An 18634-nucleotide genomic window follows, 5' to 3' on the forward strand; every position below is an offset into this window, starting at 1 on the left:
CTTACGGAAAGGTGCGGAGGATCAATGAATGAACGTATGGCTAACCGCGTATTTGACACGGTAAATATGGTTTTGCTTACATTGGCAGTTGTTGTTTGTATTTTGCCGTTTCTGCATATTATTGCAGTATCGCTCAGCTCCAACCTAGCGATTACATCGGGTAAGGTAACCCTCTTCCCGGTTGGGTTCAACTGGGATGCATATGGCAAGGTTTTTTCGGATATGACGATGATTCGCTCCTTAGGCTTTACTGTATTTCTGACGGCGCTGTGCGCAGCGCTATGTATGGTGATGACGATTGTTGCTGCCTATCCGCTTACGAAATCGCAGCTTAAAGGACGTAAGGTGTTTATGATTTTAATCGTCATTACGATGTTTTTCACAGGTGGCATCATTCCTGAATATATCCTCGTGCGTGACCTGAATTTGCTCAATACCGTGTGGGCGCTTGTGCTGCCGGGTCTGATTAGCCCATTTTATCTGATTATTCTGATTTCTTTCTTTAATGGCATTCCGCAAAGCTTGGAGGAAGCGGCTGAAATTGATGGCAGCTCGCATTTTGGAACGCTGATGCGCATCATATTGCCGCTGTCCCTGCCCGTTATGGCGACGCTTTGCCTCTTTTACGCCGTCGGGCGCTGGAATGGCTTTCAGGATACGCTCATGTATATTTCCAAGCCGGAGCTTTATCCGATTCAGCTGAAGCTGTATCAAATGATTCAAAACAATATGGTTTCCGAGCTGGCAAGCCTTGAAGGCAACAGCGGTGGACCGAAAATTACGCCAGAAAGCTTGAAATCAGCGAGTGTTATTTTTGCTACTGTTCCGATTTTGCTCGTATACCCATGGCTGCAGCGTTATTTTGTCAGCGGCGTCATGCTTGGAGCAGTGAAAGGATAATCAACCTCATCATGAATGACGCGAAAAAAATGCTGCTAAAGCTGCGAGCCTTGTACTTGTTTACAGGGCTCGCTGGTGGTTTGTTCAACCCTTATTTAACGACGCTGCTCGTTCATCAAGGCATGTCGGCGGGTCAGGTAGGCATGATGATGTCGCTTGGCACGCTGCTGTCCATCATCGTTCAGCCGTTCTGGGGCTATATGGTGGACCGTTACCGCCAGACAAAGCTGGTACTCATATGCAGCATCGGCGTGCCCGCTGTGCTTGCTTACTTTTACAATGTTCAACTATTTGCGCTGCTCGTCATCGTGTATACAACGTCGATTATTTTCAGCGTGACGCAAAGCCCGATTGCCGATTCCTATGCCGTTACCGCTGCCCGCGAAGGACACACCTCCTATGGCACGATTCGCAGCCTCGGGAGTTTAGGAACGGCGCTTGGCGGTTATGCGGGCGGCTTGTATTTATCTTTTTTTCACATTACTCAGCTATGGCTGCCGTTTTTTATATTCAGTTCGGCTGGAGTGGCAATGGTGCTGACGCTTTCGAATAAGTCGGATAGTTATCGAACGACGGTGAGCTTGACCGAAGGGTTCAAAAAAATGCTCAGCAATCGCAATTTCCTCTGGTTTCTCGTGGCCTGCTTTTTTGTCAATCAAACGCTGACCGCCTACAATTCCTTTTTTGTGCTTTCCTTTCAGGAGGCGGGTGGAAGCTTCTCCATGGTTGGCTTTGCGCTGCTGCTTGCTTCCATGACCAATGTGCCCTCGATGCTGCTTGCCGCTAAAATTATTGCCAAGCTTGGCAGGGAACGAACGCTCGTCATTGCCGCTTTTGCTTATGCTCTGCGCTGGGCTGTCCAATGGCTGTTTCCGTACCCGCCTGTCATGATCGGCATCCAAGCGTTGCATGGTCTGTCGTTCGGACTCTTTTATGTCGCAGCGGTCGAGTATGTAGCGAACGTGTCGGGCAAGGAAATGCAGGCAACCGGACAAAGTGTATTTAATATGGTTTTTGTCGGGCTGGGAGGCATTATTGGCAACCTGCTTAATGGATTTTTGTACAATGCGGGTGGCGCACAATTGATGTATCTGGCATGCACGGTCAGTGCTATAATGGGCTTGTTGCTGTTATATGGCGTGAATAAAAGAAGCCGTTCTGTGCCTGGGCATTAATTTAGGTATGGAAGCAGGGCAGTAAATGGCGGAACTTCTAGGGGGAGAAAGGGCATGGCATTGAATGAGTGGAGCCAGTTGTCGGAGGAGCGCCGTTATTTGGTCGATCAAGCGCTGGCATATATGGATGCAAAGTATGATGAGAAGGCTAAGCTGATTGGCGACAGCGAGGAGTTCGGCAAGCATGGCACGAGGGGTAGCGGACATTACGCGCTTGGACTGCTGCTGCGAGGCGAGCCGGGCGACGTAGAGCGGGCTTGCGAAGTGCTCCATAAAATTATCGATTTGCAGCTTGATGCGCCAGATGAAATTTACCATGGCACCTTCAAAAGCGCCCTGCAGTCGATCGACCCGCCAGCCGGCAACTATCCTTGGAAAAGCTTAGGGCCGGGCCATGCTTATTTTTTGGCGCAAACCTTTGAAAAAATAACGCAGCGCTTGGTAAGCGGCATAGAAGGCGAGCAAGCGAAGAAGGAATGGACGGACCGGCTTGTGACGGCTATAGATGAAGTGCTGCCTCCTGTCTGGAAAAGCTACGATCCGAACTGGCGGGAGTTCATCAGCTGTATTTTTGCGGTCATCCTGGAGCATTTCGAAGGCAAGCTGCCGCAGCCGCTGCTTGGGCGCATGGAGCAGTCAATGATCAAGGCCGTTACCGGCTCTATTGAGCGCCGATTGTCGGATGTCGTTCCGATGAATTCCAATATTGAGCTGATGCATACGTTTATTACCCATTACTACGGAACGCGCTTGCAGCGCAGCGATTGGATGGAGCATGCCGACCGCGAGGCGGAGAAGCTTCACGCCCGTTATGCGGAGTTTGGCTCCCTATCCGAATTCAATACGACAACCTATTACGGCGTCGATCTGACAGTGCTTGGTTTATGGCGGCAATATGGCAAGACGGCAGCCTTCCAGCAGCTTGGCCATGCAATGGAGAAGGGACTTTGGTCCAACATCGCCGACTTTTATAATCCTTATATCGAAAATCTTTCCGGCCCGTTTGCCCGTGCCTACGAAATGGAAATGACCGCCCACAGCTCGCTGGGCGTTATGCTGTATTTGGCACTCGGCAAAGGCTATGAGCATTTTACCGCGATAAATTGCGAGACGGAGCATGATATTATGATCGCCCTTGTCGGCGTAGACGTGCCGAAGGAATGGCTTCCACACCTTGCCGAGCATCAGCGCGACCGGCTTGTGGAGCAGTCGTTCCGGGAGTTGTGTGAGCGGGATCAGCCGGATGTAAATACAAATTTATGTACAGCGAGAGCCTGGATTGAGAAAGAGATCATGATGGGTGCCATGTCAGGCAGCAAAAATACGAACGGCCAGTTGCATCCCGCTACGATTCATTGGAAAACGGCCGATGGGCATAAATACGATCTCCGGCTCATTCGGCGCGAAGTTGGCAAGCATTGGAACACCCATTTGCGAGGTGTCTATTATGAAGCGGCAGTGAACGAACGCCAGCTTGAGATAGAGGTTCAGTGCAGCGCCGCCGTCGACATTGAATTTTATTTTGAAATTACGGGGCAAGGGGTAGACGCGCGCGGTATTTCAGCCAATCGCTGGATGCTGCCGGGGCTAACGCTTGGAGTGGAGGCGGATGCTCCGGTTCCTGTTGTACAAGCTTTTGACAATCGTCTGGAAATCATCTATTTGGCACAAGCAAAGCATGCAACAGCGGCTCCTGCTACTCCTACTACGATGAAATTTTTGCTCAGCCGAATGTAACGGAAGTTAAATAATTTGTCTTAGTCTAATTCTATAATAAGGACAGTCCCCCCCCCGTTCAGTTAGAAACGGGGGTACTGTGCTTCGTCCGCCAAGCGGCGGGTTATTGCTGCCAGTTCTGCTGCGTCACTTCAGCTATTCTCTCCGCCCGAGCAAAAAGCAGCTCTGTACGTTTACTTAATTCCGTTCACGATCAGCAAGCGATCATCTGTATTTGAAGGATTTCCTCTGCCATCGGTATTATTGGTGATGACATATACGAGGCCATTCTTCATCTTTACATCGCGGAGTCGTCCCTCTCCATCAAAGACGACAGACATATCCTTTGTCGCCGGGTCATAGCGATACAGCGCACTGCCCACGAGCGTAGCGATCAGCATCCGATTCTGGTCGTCGATTGCCGCACCGGAAGGGGCGATAGCCGGCCCGCCGGTATGATAGACAGGCGGAATCAAACCGCTCCCCGTCTGATTGCCGTATACATTCGGCCATCCATAATTGCCGCCAGGCTCAATGACGTTAATTTCATCATGTCCACCAGGCGAGCCCGATGGGCCATGCTCCGTAACAAGCATGACGCCTTTATCTGTCCAGGCCAGTCCCTGCGGATTGCGGTGCCCATACGAATAAACGTAAGAGTCCGGGAATGGATTGACTGCCGGTACTTTGCCATCGAGCGTCATGCGCAGTATTTTGCCTGCCAGACTGCCTTTATCCTGTGATAGCTCAGGCTGCTGAGCATCGCCTGTCGTAATATACAGCAGCTTGTCCGGTCCATAGGCCATTCTGCCGCCATCATGATTATAAGCGCCTGGAATACCCTCCAGTAATGCATGTGTCTCATCCCAGCTCTCGCCCGTATACTTCAGCTGCACGACGCGGTTAAGCATTTCTCCATCTTCCTCGTAAGTATGGTAAGCATAGGCCTGCTGCGACTGTTCGAAATCCGGCGCAAGCAAGAAGCCCAGAAATCCGCTCTCGCCGCCCCCCTGAACCGATTTAGTCAAATTAACGGTTTGTCTCGTTTTTTGCTCGCCATCGATTTGGACGACATTGCCTTCCCGCTCACTAACGTAAATAACGTCACCGGAAAACGCAATGACCCATGGCGCTCGCAGCTCCTCTGCAACAACCTCATACGCTACTGTTGATTCAGCGTTTGATTCCGGTGCAGCCGTTGCCTCAGTAGCAGCTGTATCCGACGTCGCTTCTGGTGATGCAGTCGTGGAGGGCGGTAATGCCCCCGGATCTTCATTTTGCCCACAGGCCGTGAGCAATCCTATGCATACGCTCAGCGTAAGCACAGTCGATATTCGTTTCAAGCTCAAAATAGGCTCCCCCCTTATATTTCTCTGAATGAAACGAGCCGCTCCGCCAGAGGACGGCGACAGCCGTTTCACCTTGGTCTATCACCTATTATTACGCCTCGGACACATCGCCGAAACATCAAAGGGGATATTTCAAATTATACGTAATGGAAAGTTGCATAGTTGCAGTCTTTCTTCGCTGATTTCTTTGCAGCATGAGCACTGGAAAGTCTCATGCTCAACACGATATAGACGTGATAAAACGCTCCAATATGCGATTAAACGACTCTGGCGCATCAAGCTGGGCGCAATGGCCGGCACCGGGCAGCAGCACGAGCTGCGAAAGGGTTTCTGCCATATGCCAATTGCGTGCGTTATCCAAAAGCACCTTCAAATCTTTATCCCCGTATACGATTAGCATTTGGTAGGGTACGGGCGACTCTTTCTTCGTGAAAAAATCGCCTAGACCCGTCATCGCTGCGAAAGAGCGCCGATTAAACAGCTTCGCGCCTCGGGCAAATATTTCCCGGCCATAGCTGCTGGCACAGGAAAAGCTAGTCACATGGCGGCGAAACCGCCCCATGGAAAATAAAAAATAAAACAGCCAACGCAGCCCCTCACGCTTCTGCTCCTTCCAAATTTCTGCATGTTCGCAATGAATGGAGTAGCCTCCGACGATTGTAACAGAATGCACCCTCTCGTTATAACGTTCTGCGAAAGCTTGGGCTGCTAGTGAGCCGAGGGAAACGCCGACCACATGGCAGGCGGCAATGTTATGCTTAGCTAAAATCCCAGCTACAATGTGCGGCATGTCTTTTAACGTCACTTTGGTGCCTTGAACTTGGCTGCGTCCATGCCCTGGCATATCAACAGCTATCACCTGGTAGCCGGAATTGAAATAGCTTATCTGCCTGCAAAAGACCCGATGATCCGCGAAGGCTGGATGGAGAAACAGCAGCGTTTGTTTGCCGGGGTTGGGCATGCATTTATAAAAAATGCTGCTATTGCGATACCGCAGGCGACGGTCAATTACTAGGAACTCGTTCATTGAATAGGCCTCCACATTAGGATGCTTATCAGTATATTCGATCGATTAAGCCGTCATGTCAATAGCATGCAAGATGGAGGGGAGGTTAGCAGCTTTTTTAGAAGACAACGATTATAGAAGGTAAAAAAGAACCCCGAAAGGAGGATAGTCTCCTTTGGCGTTCCTTTTATGCTAATGCTGTTTTGCTTAGTATGCAGTGTATAATGCTAGCTGGAAGCTTTGACCTTCCACTCTAAAATGCCGGTGGATGCCGGGTTTTTAGATACCATTTCGATTCGCAGCGATGTCGTTGTTACAGGAGTAAACGTTGTTGTGTTATATTGATTGATGCTCGTTCCAAGGCCGACGGCGTTTTGGACGTCAACCCAGGCGCTGCCAGTCCAATATTTGATTTTATAAGAGCTTGGCACGTCGATGCCGCCATTGTCCTTGAACCAGTAAACATCGGATTGTGTAACAGTGTAGCTTTTATTAAATGTATATTGGACCCATTGCGTACCCGTTTCCGGCCAGTTTCCATAAACAGCATGGTTGCGGTCGTTGGAATGAATGGGATCAAAGCCGTCATTTAGCGCACTAATGCTTTCCCAAGGAGACACATAAGAGGACGTAACGGACGCGTTTAGCGCAATATTGCTCAAATTCGTATTGCCATTATCGGTCGTAGCCGGGAAGCGGGAAGCATCCTTTTTAATTTGGCTCCACGTATATCGCAGCATCCAAATGTCCCAGCTCGTAATCGTTGGTGAATTTCCTGCCCACATAATCGTTGGCACTGGGAAGCCGCCTGGAGGACGCTCATTCGCTTCATAAAAGTCGGTTAAACCGAAGCCATGGCCGATTTCATGCTCTGTAATTTGAATTTCATTGGAGTTAACCGTGCTCAAAATGTAATCGTCGGACATACGCTGTCCCCAATCGCCGCCTGCTCCGCCGCCAAAGCCTGACGTTGCCCACAAATACATGTCAAAGCGCTTGTCGAGTCCGCCCGGATAAGCATAGTTGGGGTTCGTAAAATGATCAAAGCGCGACAAAGCGCTCGGTGCGACAGGAAGCTTCGATGGAATAGCAGGATTAGAGGTGCTCAGTTGGTCCGTTATATAGTCTGTATAGATGATTTCATCTGCTTGCTTGTCTAAAATTTGTGCGGAATTGGCTACGGCCCAGCCAACGATTTTCACTTGAATGTCTCCGTATGGCCAGCCGTCATAATCTTTCAAATGCTTCGTCCAGTTATTCATCTGGCGCTGCAGCATGGCGGCAAGGTCCTTGCGCTGCTGGAGTGTCAAGTTTTTGCCCGATTGCCAGCGCACAACGTAATTAATCGTGCCTTTTCCAGCAAATATTTGATCGAAAATCAAGTTTTTGCGAGTCGTCGAGCCTTCTGTTATCATGCGATTGGTCCATACCCATTCAATGGAGCTTTTGAGATTGGCAGGCATGTCGGCAAGCGTAATGCTGCTGACTGTGGTAGCTGAAGCCTGATAAGCGACCGCTGGCGTAATCGTTGGAGCTGCTGAGGCTGCGCCTGCTGTGACTGTAAGGCTGCTTGCAAGCAGGGAAGTTGAGAGCAAGAAGGAAGTCAAGGTGAGGCTGGTTTTCTTAAACATTTGTATTCCTCCATATTCTGAAATTAGATTTGCTTTAAAACGCTAGTTGATCCTCCTCCCCTCGTATACTTTGATTTTGAAATTATGGATACATCTAGGAAAATATCATTTCGTCTATCATTTTACAATAGATTAAAAAAATGGGAAAGTATTATTTTGTAAATTGCTGCTGGAAATTGTGGATAACTGTCGAATGGTGCTCCTAGCGGAAATAATAAAAGGCTTGGCTTCCTGGAAGACAGGAGCCAAGCCTTTGTTGCTGTTCGATCCTTAAAACATGTATTATAGGAGCAAATCTCCTTTTCGTTCCCGATGCCACCGGTACGCGAGCAAGCAAGCGACGATGGCGAAAAACAACCCATAAGCGAGTGGCTGTACGTATTTTGGTCTATACAACATAATGAGCTCCTCAATCAGCACGCGGGAAAGTGGTTGCGTAATGAGGTAAATATAAGGGATTTGCAGCGCAACGAGTGCCATATAATTCGCAGAGATGCTGGAGAAGAAAGCTGCCGCCAGCGCTGTAATTAAGCCAAGAACATAAAGGATCGCGACCGTAAGCATGATAAACTGGACAAACGTAAGATCATACCAGAAGTAGGGAAAATTAAAGGCGGAGTTAATGGGCGCGTCGTAAAACAAATCAATGCCTGGCTGCTGACTGTACAATAGAGAGAAGCTGCCAAGCTGTATCGAAATAATGAGCACAGCGGACAGTAGTGCCGCAATTAGCTTGCTGCGGAACAGGCTGCGTCCGATACGCGAGGCGTGCTGGAGATGAACGACCCGGCTGCGTCTATCGCGCAAAAAAATCGGAGATACGATTAGCAAAATGCTGATTATGCTTATGGCATAAACATAAAACATCACATTTTTAAAATTGCCATAAATCATCGATGGGAAAATCGTATTCAGCGTGCCAGACGCCACCATTTCATCCATCCGCTGTAGAGTCGCCGCATCCTCATTTGAAAGATTTGCATAAGGTCGCTCCAGCCTGCGTTCATATTGCTCGATTAAATACGCTCTGCCTTGCAGCTCCCAGAACAAATCGATGCCGGGGTTGAACATGGCGTAGCTGTTCAATTTATCCCATTCCTTATTCCCGCTGAACACGTCCATTTCACGAAAAGCCTCATAAGAAAAAATGCCGACCTTCTTAAACTGTGGGTCATTAAGCATAAGCTGCTCGGCTTCCTGAACCCTTTCGCGATAGCTCAGCTTGAACTGATCGAACTCCGCTTCATCAAGCTCCAGCCCATATTGCTGCTGCATCTCAATGACAACTTTATACGTATCTTTATCGGGCCTGCCGTTCGGGAAATATTCAAAGAAAAACTGGATGTACATCAAATAAAAAAGGACATTCAGCACACCAACTAAAACGATCATTTTCAGGCTAAAAAGCTTTTTCATCTCGTGAAGGATGATCCTCACAGCTGCACCTCCGATTAATGAATATTTTGGCGTTTAAATTGCTTCAGGCATATGCAGCAGAGGGCAGCAAGCATGGCGGCCCAGCCGCCGGCTGTCATCCATTCCCAATCCCGGATCATATTGAACGCACCGCCTGCTGTGAACCATATATGTGGATTTAATATGAGTTGAAAGGGAGTAAAGCTCGCATAAAATAGCAGCTCCGAGCTCGTCGGTACGACTCTTCCTAGCAGCAGCAGACTGCCGAATAGCACGGCAAAGCTTCCATATACAAGGTAGCTGCTGCGGATAAAAGAGCCGAGTACAAAGGCCAAGGCAGCGAAAATCAGCTGAAGCCCATATATAAGTGCTACAGCGCAGCCAAAATACTCGCCGAACGTAAGATTGCGCCAGGTCAGAAACGGAAAGAGCATGCCGGGCTCCCAGGTGAAAAAGCTGCTGATCGGCACCTCCCACAGTCCCTTGTAGCTGAATGTGAGAAAGTAGGCGGAAAGGGTAACCCCAACCACTATAGTTGTGAATACTGCTGTAGAAGCAAGTGCGGCAAGCAGCTTGTCCAATTGCAGCTTTCGCCCATGCTTGGTTGCATAAAACAATAAATGCGTATGCTGCTCAAATTCATTTTTACTCAAAAAGACGGAAAGGAGCACCGCTATAATCATAAGCTCGAACAGCAGCGTTCGAAACAGGCTTTTAAACAGCATAGAATGCGTGCCATACACCTGGCCATCGAAAAATAAATGCTTATGTTCGCCGCTTGCCTCGAGCTGCTGCAGCCGTGTGTCCATCTTGGCATATCGCGCTATCAAGGCATCAGCAGCTTGCCCGCTAAGGCCGTACAATTGAATTTGGCCTTCAGCCAACTGGCTCGTATCCAGCTTGGCATAGGCTTCATTGATGCTCTGCATTCTCGCAGCATAATGCTGAACAAGGCTCAGCCGATGAAAGCGGGCAATTTCCTGCTCCAGAAATAGGCCCGGCTGCTCATAAACGACCTCGTTGAAATTATCATAGATGAAGAAATCATCGGCCTGTGCATATATTTTTCCCGCACGTTCCTTGGTCAGCGCGTTCATTTCCGCGAGCTGCGACTGATCAAAACGCTCAAGCTTGGCCTGCATCTGATCGGTTATCTGTACGCCGAACTGCTCTACCATTGCATTCAACACGGTCATATCTGGTCGTTTATGAAGCTGCTGGACAATGAGCAGCAAATTGAATGCGATGAAGAGAGCTAGCAGCGCTAAAAGGACGGGGGACAGCAGCGCTTTTCTTAGCTCATATCGCCAGATGACTGACCTCATGGCGTTTCATCCGCCTGCGCCTCATCCTGGTAAATATAAATAAACACGTCCTCCAAATGGGGAATAGCTATCGTCCAATCCGGCTGCGGCTCGCCGCTGCTGATAAAACGGATTTTTAGCCTTCCTTGCTCCTGTCGCTCCGAGATGGACAAATATTTGCCGCGAAAGTGATCAGCTTCCTCATAATCGACAGTCGTTTCGTATACCATTCCCGCAAGCAAGCGGCAAATGTCCGCGATCGGGCGTTTGTGCAGCACACGCTTGTCCTTGATCATAATAATTTCATCGGCAATCGATTCCACATCAGAGACGATATGGGTCGATAAAATGACGATGCGATTGCGCGCCAGCTGCGCCAGCATATTGCGGAAACGGACGCGCTCCTTCGGATCAAGCCCCGCGGTTGGCTCGTCAAGGATGAGAATGCGCGGATCATTCAGCATCGCCTGTGCAATGCCCACGCGCTGTATCATGCCACCGGAAAACTTGCGCATCTTTTTATCCATTACATCCTCCAGCGCAACGAGCTTCAGCAGCTCGGCAATTCGCGGTTTGGCGTCTGCTGTGCGCATGCCTTTCAGGGCAGCGATATACAGCAAATAGTTGCGCGGGCTGTAGTGCTTGTAATAGCCGAATTGCTGCGGAAGATAGCCGAGCTGCTCGCGATAGCGCTCATCCGCTTTTATAATATTTTCACCGTTGTATAAAATTTCGCCTTCGCTTGGAAACAGCAGCGTGACGAGCATCTTAATGAGCGTTGTTTTGCCAGCGCCATTCGGGGCAAGCAGCCCATATACGCCATTCGTAAATTCAAGATTAATGTCCTCCAGCGCGCTAAAGCTGCCGAAGCGTTTGGAAACCTGCTGTACAGTCAGCATTTTAAATCGCTCCTTCCGGGTTTTGCAATTTTCGCAATTGGTTTAGGCTTTTGATATATAACGCCCCGCAGACAGCTGTTAATAGCAAATAAACGGAGACAGGTATCGTTTGAAGCAGCTGCATATAACCTGTGCTGTACAAAGCTTTCAAGCTGATATTGCCAGCGAACCAGAGCGAAATCAGCACATATTTCATCATGTCCGAGCGAATGCGGAGAACGATATAGAGAAAAACAACGGAAAACAGAAACAGCGACGAGGCTGACAGCGCCAGCGCAAACAGCAATTGAATTTGCTGAAACATAGCGGAAGCGGCAAGCACGAGCGCTGCATTTAGCGCCAGACAGATTATGCTAAAAGCCAGCATCCGCAGCGAAGCAAGCTGATACACATTGTATTTGCACACCATTTCCGTCTCAAACGTATCGCTATGCTTAGGTCGGATGAAGAAGAGGGTGGATACAAGGAGATAGAGGATGGGCGACCCCATAAAGATAGCTGCATAAACCTCCTCAATCATGACCTGTGAATGGCTTGATTTCACATATAGGGCGAATAGCATAAGCAGGGAGCCGGCAGCGAGCGCAAAGACAATTTCCGTCCAGTCATGAAATATATAGCGAAAGCCAAGACGAGCGTGCATCAAGCGCAAATCGGCTAAAAAGGTTTGCTTCGGCACAAGTCCGCGTGCCACAATCCTATTCACTTGCTGCTCCATTTCCAGCTCGCTCGGCAGCTCAATCGGCTCCCTTTTATCGGTTTTCATCGTAATCGTCTCCCAACCTGTATTTCAGCGTTCTGAGCATAGCGTAATATTTCGTTTTGACGGTCGACTCCGGCATATGCAGCAGCGGCGCAATGTCGGCAAACGTATATCCGGCGAAAAATTTGAGCCGGAAAATATGCTGAGCGGCAGCATCCATCTCGTTGACAAGCTGCAAAACGGCTTCGACCTGTTCTTTTTGCTCAAATTCCAGTGTGAAATCCTCATCCCCGGCGAGCTCTGCATCCAGCGCTGTCGTCCGTTGATCGTAGCGATAATAACGCGAACGGTAATAGTCGACGATCCGGTTCGTTGCAAGCTTGTACAGCCATGAGCGGAAGGACCCCTTGCCTCCATCATAGCGTCCAATCGCCTGCAGCATATGGATAAAGATGTCCTGTGTGAGATCCATGGACAGCTGTTTATTTGTCGTCTGTCTATACACATAGCTGTACATTTCTTTGTAATAATGGCGGACCAGCGCATTTGCTGCCGCCTCGCTTGATTGCTTTTGAATTTGCTTAATCCATGCTGCTTCCGTCTCCATGCGCCCTCTCTTTTCCTCAAACGTTAAGTTGCCAGTCATTTTTCGCCGCTTATGTATATATTCGTAGTGTAGCGTAAAATAGTTTGGCAGAAAAAAACTTTTTCCAGCCCAATCGAAATAATGCTGCCAGTATTCGTATTTCGGAGCGGGCGGTACGTTGGGTGCTTTTGCTGTATAATGGGAAATATACAGCTTAAGTAGGATCACCGAGAAAGAGGTAGATACGAATGATAATATGGGAGAAGCCGCGGTTGCCGGCACCGGAGCAGTTGGAGAAGCAGATGCGCATACTCGCTGCGCTGGATTTGATTATGTGTGAGGAAGACTGGCTTCGCGTTCATCGCTATGATTCCACATGGTCGGATGATGAAACGATGGGCAGCTTGAACAATGGCTCGGGCGATGTTGTATTTGTTGTTTTTGCACCGGAAGGGACCATTATTAAAGGCTTTGACCATGAATCCCCGTACAGTCCGCATGCGCAGGAGGAATACGGTACTTGGCCGGGTATTTATAATGAGGTGCCGGAAGCGCTGCTGCATCGTATACAGGATGTGGCATTCACCCATGAGGATGTCACCTTTTGCATTTGGCGGGAAAATGGCGATTCCGCGTGGCATACTAGCGAATATGAGCAGCCAGAGGGTTGGGAAAATGGAGCAGATTTTCTGCTGGGTTATTTGTACGATTCCCCTGAAAGCTATCAGGAATGGGCGCAGGACTATTTCGAGGAGAAGCTGGAATTGGCAGCCGTGCGTGCGGTTTTTGAAGGCGCCGAAATCACACAAGAACTCATTGCCAGACTGAATCCGCAGCGGGACGCTGAGGAAGCGCTTGAGGAACTGGAAGAGCTTGGCCTTCTTAAGCTTTCTTAAGGAATGATTGGGTTTACAGCTTGACCTTAGTATATTATAATCGTCACTGACAAGTAAATAAAACTCGCTGTGAGACTAATGAGAACAGCCGCTGGATTGAGTATATAAATTCCGAATATGGGGTGTATACATTCTTTCTGTCGGCTTTTTTTAATTGATAGCCGTTGAAATCGTTTACAGCCTTACAGCCAAAGCAGTGATTTTAGCAGCCGTGAATGGTTGCGAGGTTTGGAGGGAACAAGCATGCAGCCGAATACGGTTATTCCTGCGATTCGGAATTTCAAGGAATTAGAGCAGGCGCTGGCCTCGCCGCAGCAGATTTTATTTTTGCTCGAGGGCGAGCTTATACAATTGCAGGGCATTGCGGCTGCGGTGAGAAGTGCGGGCAAAAAGCTGTTTTTGCATCTGGATATGGTCAAGGGCATTAAAGACGATGAGGCCTCCATTCATTATTTGGCCAAGGCAATCAAGATTGATGGCGTCATCAGCACAAGAACATCCAGCCTTCTGCTTGCCAAGAAACATAAGCTGGCAGCGATCCAACGCGGATTTCTCATTGATTCGCATTCGGTCAAGACGATTATTAATACGGCGGCGCATGTGAAGCCCGATTACATCGAGCTGCTGCCAAGCTTCGCCCACTCCATGGTCGGCAAAATCAGGCAGGAGACGAATACGGAAATTATTTTGGGCGGCTTTGTGCATACGCGCGAGGATTTGCCCGCCTTGTTCGGCTCCGGGGCCATCGCGGTTTCATCCAGCAATGCGGCGCTTTGGAAATTATAAATCGATGATTACGATTAGGCATAACGTGTAAATCAGGAGGTTTTAATCGAATGGAAAAATATATATTGGCGCTCGATCAAGGCACGACAAGCTCACGAGCTATTCTTTTTAATAAAAAGGGAGAAAAGGTTCATACAGCCCAGCAGGAGTTTAAGCAGTATTTTCCAAAATCAGGTTGGGTCGAGCACAATGCCAATGAAATTTGGGGCTCTATTTTGGCTGTCATTGCCGCGTGCCTGTCTGAGTCGGGCATTAAAACACAGCAGATTGCTGGAATCGGCATTACGAACCAGCGTGAAACGGCAATTGTGTGGGATCGCGAGACAGGGGTTCCGATTTACAATGCAGTCGTCTGGCAATCACGCCAAACGGCAGAAATTTGTGAGCAGCTTAAAGCGGGCGGTCACGAGCCTTTGTTCCGCAGCAAGACAGGCTTGCTTATTGATGCTTATTTTTCCGGTACGAAGGTAAAATGGATTCTTGATCATGTGGAGGGTGCGCGTGAGAAGGCTGAGCGTGGCGAGCTTATGTTTGGAACGGTTGATACATGGCTGATCTGGCGTCTGTCTGGACGCAAAGTCCATGTGACGGATTATTCCAATGCATCACGGACACTAATGTATAACATTAACGAGCTAAAATGGGATGAAGAGCTGCTGGAGCTGCTCACCATACCAGCTAATATGCTTCCGGAGGTACGTCCTTCCTCCGAAGTTTACGGCTATACCGATGAATATCATTTCTTCGGCTGTAAAATTCCGATCTCCGGTATTGCAGGCGACCAGCAAGCAGCCTTGTTCGGTCAAGCCTGCTATCAGGAAGGCATGGCTAAAAATACTTACGGAACCGGCTGCTTCATGCTGATGAACACCGGGGAAAAAGCCGTTGTTTCCGAGCATGGCTTGCTGACCACCATCGCTTGGGGGATAGATGGAAAAGTTGAATATGCACTGGAGGGCAGTATTTTTGTTGCGGGCTCTGCTATTCAATGGCTGCGGGATGGTCTTCGTATGCTGCAAAATGCGACGGACAGCGAGCAGTACGCAGCACGAGTCGATTCAACGGAAGGCGTTTATGTCGTTCCAGCGTTTGTTGGACTCGGTACGCCTTATTGGGATAGCGACGTGCGCGGTGCGGTATTCGGACTGACACGCGGCACGACCAAGGAGCATTTTATTAGAGCGACGCTGGAGGCGCTCGCTTATCAGGCGCGCGATGTGCTTGCCGCAATGGAGGCTGATTCAGGGCTGACGCTCAAAACGCTGCGCGTCGATGGCGGAGCCGTGAAAAATGACTTCCTGATGCAGTTCCAAAGCGATATTCTCGGCGTTCCGGTCGAACGGCCGGTTAATGCAGAAACGACGGCACTTGGCGCAGCCTATTTAGCTGGACTCGCCGTAGGCTTCTGGACCAGCCGCGAGGAAATTATGGAGCAGTGGCACAAGGAGCGGGCTTTCCAGCCGTCTATGGAGGAAGAGCGTAAAGAAAAGCTCTATACCGGCTGGAAAAAAGCAGTGAACGCTGCAAGGGCGTTTAAATAAGACGAGGCTATTTGAAACCGCAAGGCAGTGATGGGCTGCTTTGCGGTTTTTTTATGTGCAAAAGGATAATGCCGCCGCAAAGGACGGCAATGACGTCAAGTTTGAATAGCGAGCGGCATGAGCCCGTTGATTCGTCTATCCTTACACGCGATCCGCCGCTTTCTTCTTGCCCTGCTCGTTTTATTTGCTTTGCGTTGTTATCCCCTTAGCTCAGAAACGAAATGCATGCAAGGATGGGCTTAATGTTTGACTGAACGTTCACCTGAAAATCACACGAATAATCCCTTCCCTATAGTTGGAGAAGATGTGGGTGATTGTGTTAATGGTTTTAGCAACCGGCCTCATTCATTTTTTCTGAGCTAAAGGGATAACCTATGTAAAGCCTTCAAAACGGAAGCGGCAAATGAGGCGTGCGGCGGCGGCTCGGCATGCTATAATGAAGTAGCTGGTAGGAATATAAAATTAAAATTGAAATAAATATGCATTTACAGGAATATTCCTTTTGGAGTATACTTTAATGGATAACAAGTCTGGAGTAGATTTATGATGATGAAAGCGATGACCTTCAGCGCTTTAGCCGAGCCGAACCGCCTTAGTATTGTGGAGCTTCTGCGTGACGGGCCGCTGCCCGTAGGCGCTATTGCCCAGCAGCTGGAGCTGAACCAGCCCCAGACGTCGAAGCATCTTCGCGTGCTCAGCGACGCGGGACTGGTGGAGGTGCAGCCGGCTGCCAATAAGCGAATTTACAAGCTGCGGCCGCAGTCTTTACAGCAATTGAATGAATGGTCGGAGACGTTCCGCAGCATGTGGGAGCAGCGCTTCGACAATTTGGAAGCTTATTTGAAGGAGCTTCAGAAGCAAGAGGCAGCACAAGCACAGCAGCCGATGACTAAGCTAAAGACGGAGGATGAACATGAGTGAGCAATTGGAAATTACAAGGGAACTGCATGCGCCGCGCGAGCTTGTATTTAAAGTATGGTCTGAGGTAGAGCATTTGAAAAAATGGTGGGGACCAACCGGGCTTGAAATTAGCTATGCCAAGCTGGATTTTAGACCGGGCGGCATGTTCCATTACAAGATGACGGCGCCGGATGGTGCTGAAATGTGGGGTAGATTCGTGTTTGCAGAAATTGTAGAGCCGGAAAAAATTGTTTTCGTTAACTCTTTTTCGGACAAGGATGGCAATGCCGTACGTGCCCCTTTCAGCGAAACGTTCCCGATTGAAATTTCCAATACGTTAACGTTCACCGAGCAGGATGGCAAAACGATTCTCACCTTGCGCGGAGGACCGGTTAATGCGACGGAGGAAGAACACCAATTTTTCATTGGCATGTTCGATTCCATGAGACAAGGCTTTGGCGGAACATTCGACCAGCTTGAAGCTTATTTGAAAGAGGTTCAGGCAGGCTAAGTCCTATTAAAAAAACACCCGAAGGCTATTTCTTTCGCAGTGCAAACTGTAAAGGGGATAGTCTTTTTGTTATGCATTGCTCAGACAAGGAATGAAGTCGATCTTTACAGAGGAGGCATGTTTTGCTAAAATAACAAGGGTTAATTGTTAACTTAAAATTATTTTTTGAGGTTAACAATTAAATGAGCTTAAAATAAAAGGACTATGTACGGATAAACGCGGAGTAGTTTTTTATTAAGTGGGAGGCAGGTTGTATGATGATAGAGCAGCACCTTAGTTGGAGTATGTGGGAGGCAATGGCGCAAAAAGCGCTTGCTGGGGAACGACTAACGTTAGCGGAGGGGCGGTCTATTCTTGAGGCGCAGCAGGAGGAGCTGCTGCCTCTTTTGCAGGCGGCATTTCGGGTGAGGCAGCATTTTTTTGGCAGGAAGGTAAAGCTTAATATGCTCATTAATGCGAAAAGCGGACTCTGTCCCGAAGACTGCGGCTACTGCTCGCAATCGATTGTGTCAACTGCTTCCATTCCCAAATACACCTTGCTTGATAAAACGACGCTGCTAGCTGGCGCACGCGAAGCATTGGCCCGCAAGGCGGGAACCTACTGCATCGTTGCAGCAGGCCGGGGACCAACAGACAAGGAGCTCAGCCAAGTGGTGGAAGCGGTGCGGGAAATTCGCGCGACGATGCCACTGAAAATTTGTGCCTGTCTCGGGCTGCTGAAAGAGGAGCACGCGAAGCGTTTAGCTGATGCAGGCGTTCATCGATATAATCATAATTTGAATACGAGCCCGAAGCATTATCCTTCCATTACAACGACACATACTTATGAGCAGCGTGTACATACGATACAAACCGCTAAAGTCCACGGTCTCTCGCCGTGCTCTGGCGTGATTATCGGAATGGGGGAAACAAACGAGGAAATAGTTGAAATGGCATTCGCCCTCCGCGAGCTTGAGGCAGACTCCATCCCCATTAACTTTCTTCATGCGATAAAAGGTACGCCGCTTGCAGATGCGGGCTGCGTATCGCCGCTGCAGGCTTTAAAGGTGCTGGCCCTGTTTCGTTTCATTTGCCCGTCTCGGGAAATTCGCGTCGCCGGGGGACGAGAGCGCAGCTTGCGATCGCTTCAGCCTTTAGCGCTATATGCCGCGAATTCGCTGTTTGTGGGCGATTACTTGACGACAGGGGGACAAGATATCACTGCTGATCATCAGATGATTGAAGATATGGGCTTTGAAATTGAACGAAACGCATTATAATTAAGGGTTGCCCCAGTCTTCTAAGCTTTAAAAAGGAATCCGTAGAATATTGTCGA

Annotated in this window: 17 protein-coding genes; 9 read left to right on the plus strand and 8 right to left on the minus strand. The window is 49.0% G+C overall.

The window, feature by feature from the left end:
• The first annotated feature begins 24 nt into the window (after positions 1–24).
• The 3 genes from AC50YG_RS13485 to AC50YG_RS13495 are packed head-to-tail and all read left to right on the plus strand — an operon-like array spanning position 25 to position 3812.
• Complete coding sequence (locus AC50YG_RS13485) at positions 25–900, plus strand: carbohydrate ABC transporter permease (RefSeq protein WP_494827398.1); 876 nt, start codon at positions 25–27, stop codon at positions 898–900.
• A gap of 11 nt (positions 901–911) precedes the next feature.
• Positions 912–2075 (plus strand): MFS transporter, encoded by a 1164-nt coding sequence (locus AC50YG_RS13490; RefSeq protein ID WP_494827400.1) that lies wholly within the window; start codon positions 912–914, stop codon positions 2073–2075.
• A gap of 54 nt (positions 2076–2129) precedes the next feature.
• Positions 2130–3812, plus strand: a complete 1683-nt coding sequence (locus AC50YG_RS13495) for a DUF8769 domain-containing protein (protein ID WP_494827401.1) — start codon at positions 2130–2132, stop codon at positions 3810–3812.
• Positions 3813–3985: 173 nt separating this feature from the next.
• Here AC50YG_RS13495 and AC50YG_RS13500 read toward each other — a convergent pair whose 3' ends face one another.
• The 8 genes from AC50YG_RS13500 to AC50YG_RS13535 all read right to left on the minus strand — a co-directional run bounded on the left by AC50YG_RS13500 (position 3986) and on the right by AC50YG_RS13535 (position 12745).
• Positions 3986–5140, minus strand: coding sequence for a PQQ-dependent sugar dehydrogenase (locus tag AC50YG_RS13500; protein WP_494827402.1), 1155 nt, complete (start codon positions 5138–5140; stop codon positions 3986–3988).
• A gap of 217 nt (positions 5141–5357) precedes the next feature.
• Positions 5358–6167, minus strand: coding sequence for an alpha/beta fold hydrolase (locus tag AC50YG_RS13505; protein ID WP_494827403.1), 810 nt, complete (start codon positions 6165–6167; stop codon positions 5358–5360).
• A gap of 206 nt (positions 6168–6373) precedes the next feature.
• On the minus strand, positions 6374–7777 hold the full coding sequence (locus AC50YG_RS13510; protein WP_494827404.1) for a discoidin domain-containing protein: 1404 nt from the start codon (positions 7775–7777) through the stop codon (positions 6374–6376).
• 282 nt (positions 7778–8059) lie between these two features.
• The gene (locus AC50YG_RS13515; RefSeq protein WP_494827405.1) at positions 8060–9193 is read right to left on the minus strand and encodes a hypothetical protein; all 1134 of its coding nucleotides are present in this window, start codon (positions 9191–9193) and stop codon (positions 8060–8062) included.
• Between the two features lie 35 nt (positions 9194–9228).
• Positions 9229–10518 carry a hypothetical protein gene (locus tag AC50YG_RS13520; RefSeq protein ID WP_494827407.1) on the minus strand — a complete coding sequence of 430 codons (1290 nt, stop codon included), beginning with the start codon at positions 10516–10518 and terminating at the stop codon, positions 9229–9231.
• The gene (locus AC50YG_RS13525; protein ID WP_494827409.1) at positions 10515–11396 is read right to left on the minus strand and encodes an ABC transporter ATP-binding protein; all 882 of its coding nucleotides are present in this window, start codon (positions 11394–11396) and stop codon (positions 10515–10517) included. Before AC50YG_RS13525 ends, AC50YG_RS13520 begins: the two co-directional genes overlap by 4 nt.
• A gap of 1 nt (position 11397) precedes the next feature.
• The gene (locus AC50YG_RS13530) at positions 11398–12162 is read right to left on the minus strand and encodes a hypothetical protein (protein ID WP_494827411.1); all 765 of its coding nucleotides are present in this window, start codon (positions 12160–12162) and stop codon (positions 11398–11400) included.
• Complete coding sequence (locus AC50YG_RS13535) at positions 12149–12745, minus strand: RNA polymerase sigma factor (RefSeq protein ID WP_494827413.1); 597 nt, start codon at positions 12743–12745, stop codon at positions 12149–12151. Before AC50YG_RS13535 ends, AC50YG_RS13530 begins: the two co-directional genes overlap by 14 nt.
• Before the next feature lie 188 nt (positions 12746–12933).
• Between AC50YG_RS13535 and AC50YG_RS13540 the strand changes: the two genes are divergently transcribed.
• The 6 genes from AC50YG_RS13540 (at position 12934) to bioB (ending at position 18578) form a co-directional block, all read left to right on the plus strand.
• Positions 12934–13581, plus strand: a complete 648-nt coding sequence (locus AC50YG_RS13540) for a hypothetical protein (RefSeq protein ID WP_494827415.1) — start codon at positions 12934–12936, stop codon at positions 13579–13581.
• A gap of 243 nt (positions 13582–13824) precedes the next feature.
• Positions 13825–14367, plus strand: coding sequence for a glycerol-3-phosphate responsive antiterminator (locus AC50YG_RS13545; RefSeq protein ID WP_494827416.1), 543 nt, complete (start codon positions 13825–13827; stop codon positions 14365–14367).
• 50 nt (positions 14368–14417) lie between these two features.
• Positions 14418–15908, plus strand: a complete 1491-nt coding sequence (glpK, locus tag AC50YG_RS13550; RefSeq protein ID WP_494827417.1) for a glycerol kinase GlpK — start codon at positions 14418–14420, stop codon at positions 15906–15908.
• A 549-nt stretch (positions 15909–16457) separates the two neighbouring features.
• Positions 16458–16829 (plus strand): ArsR/SmtB family transcription factor, encoded by a 372-nt coding sequence (locus AC50YG_RS13555; protein ID WP_494827777.1) that lies wholly within the window; start codon positions 16458–16460, stop codon positions 16827–16829.
• Positions 16822–17319 (plus strand): SRPBCC family protein, encoded by a 498-nt coding sequence (locus AC50YG_RS13560; RefSeq protein WP_494827419.1) that lies wholly within the window; start codon positions 16822–16824, stop codon positions 17317–17319. The genes AC50YG_RS13555 and AC50YG_RS13560 overlap by 8 nt, the downstream gene beginning before the upstream one ends.
• Positions 17320–17576: 257 nt before the next feature.
• Positions 17577–18578, plus strand: a complete 1002-nt coding sequence (gene bioB, locus AC50YG_RS13565) for a biotin synthase BioB (RefSeq protein WP_494827778.1) — start codon at positions 17577–17579, stop codon at positions 18576–18578.
• The last annotated feature ends 56 nt before the right edge of the window (positions 18579–18634 follow it).

The organism is Paenibacillus sp. J31R34 (genome assembly GCF_059383715.1).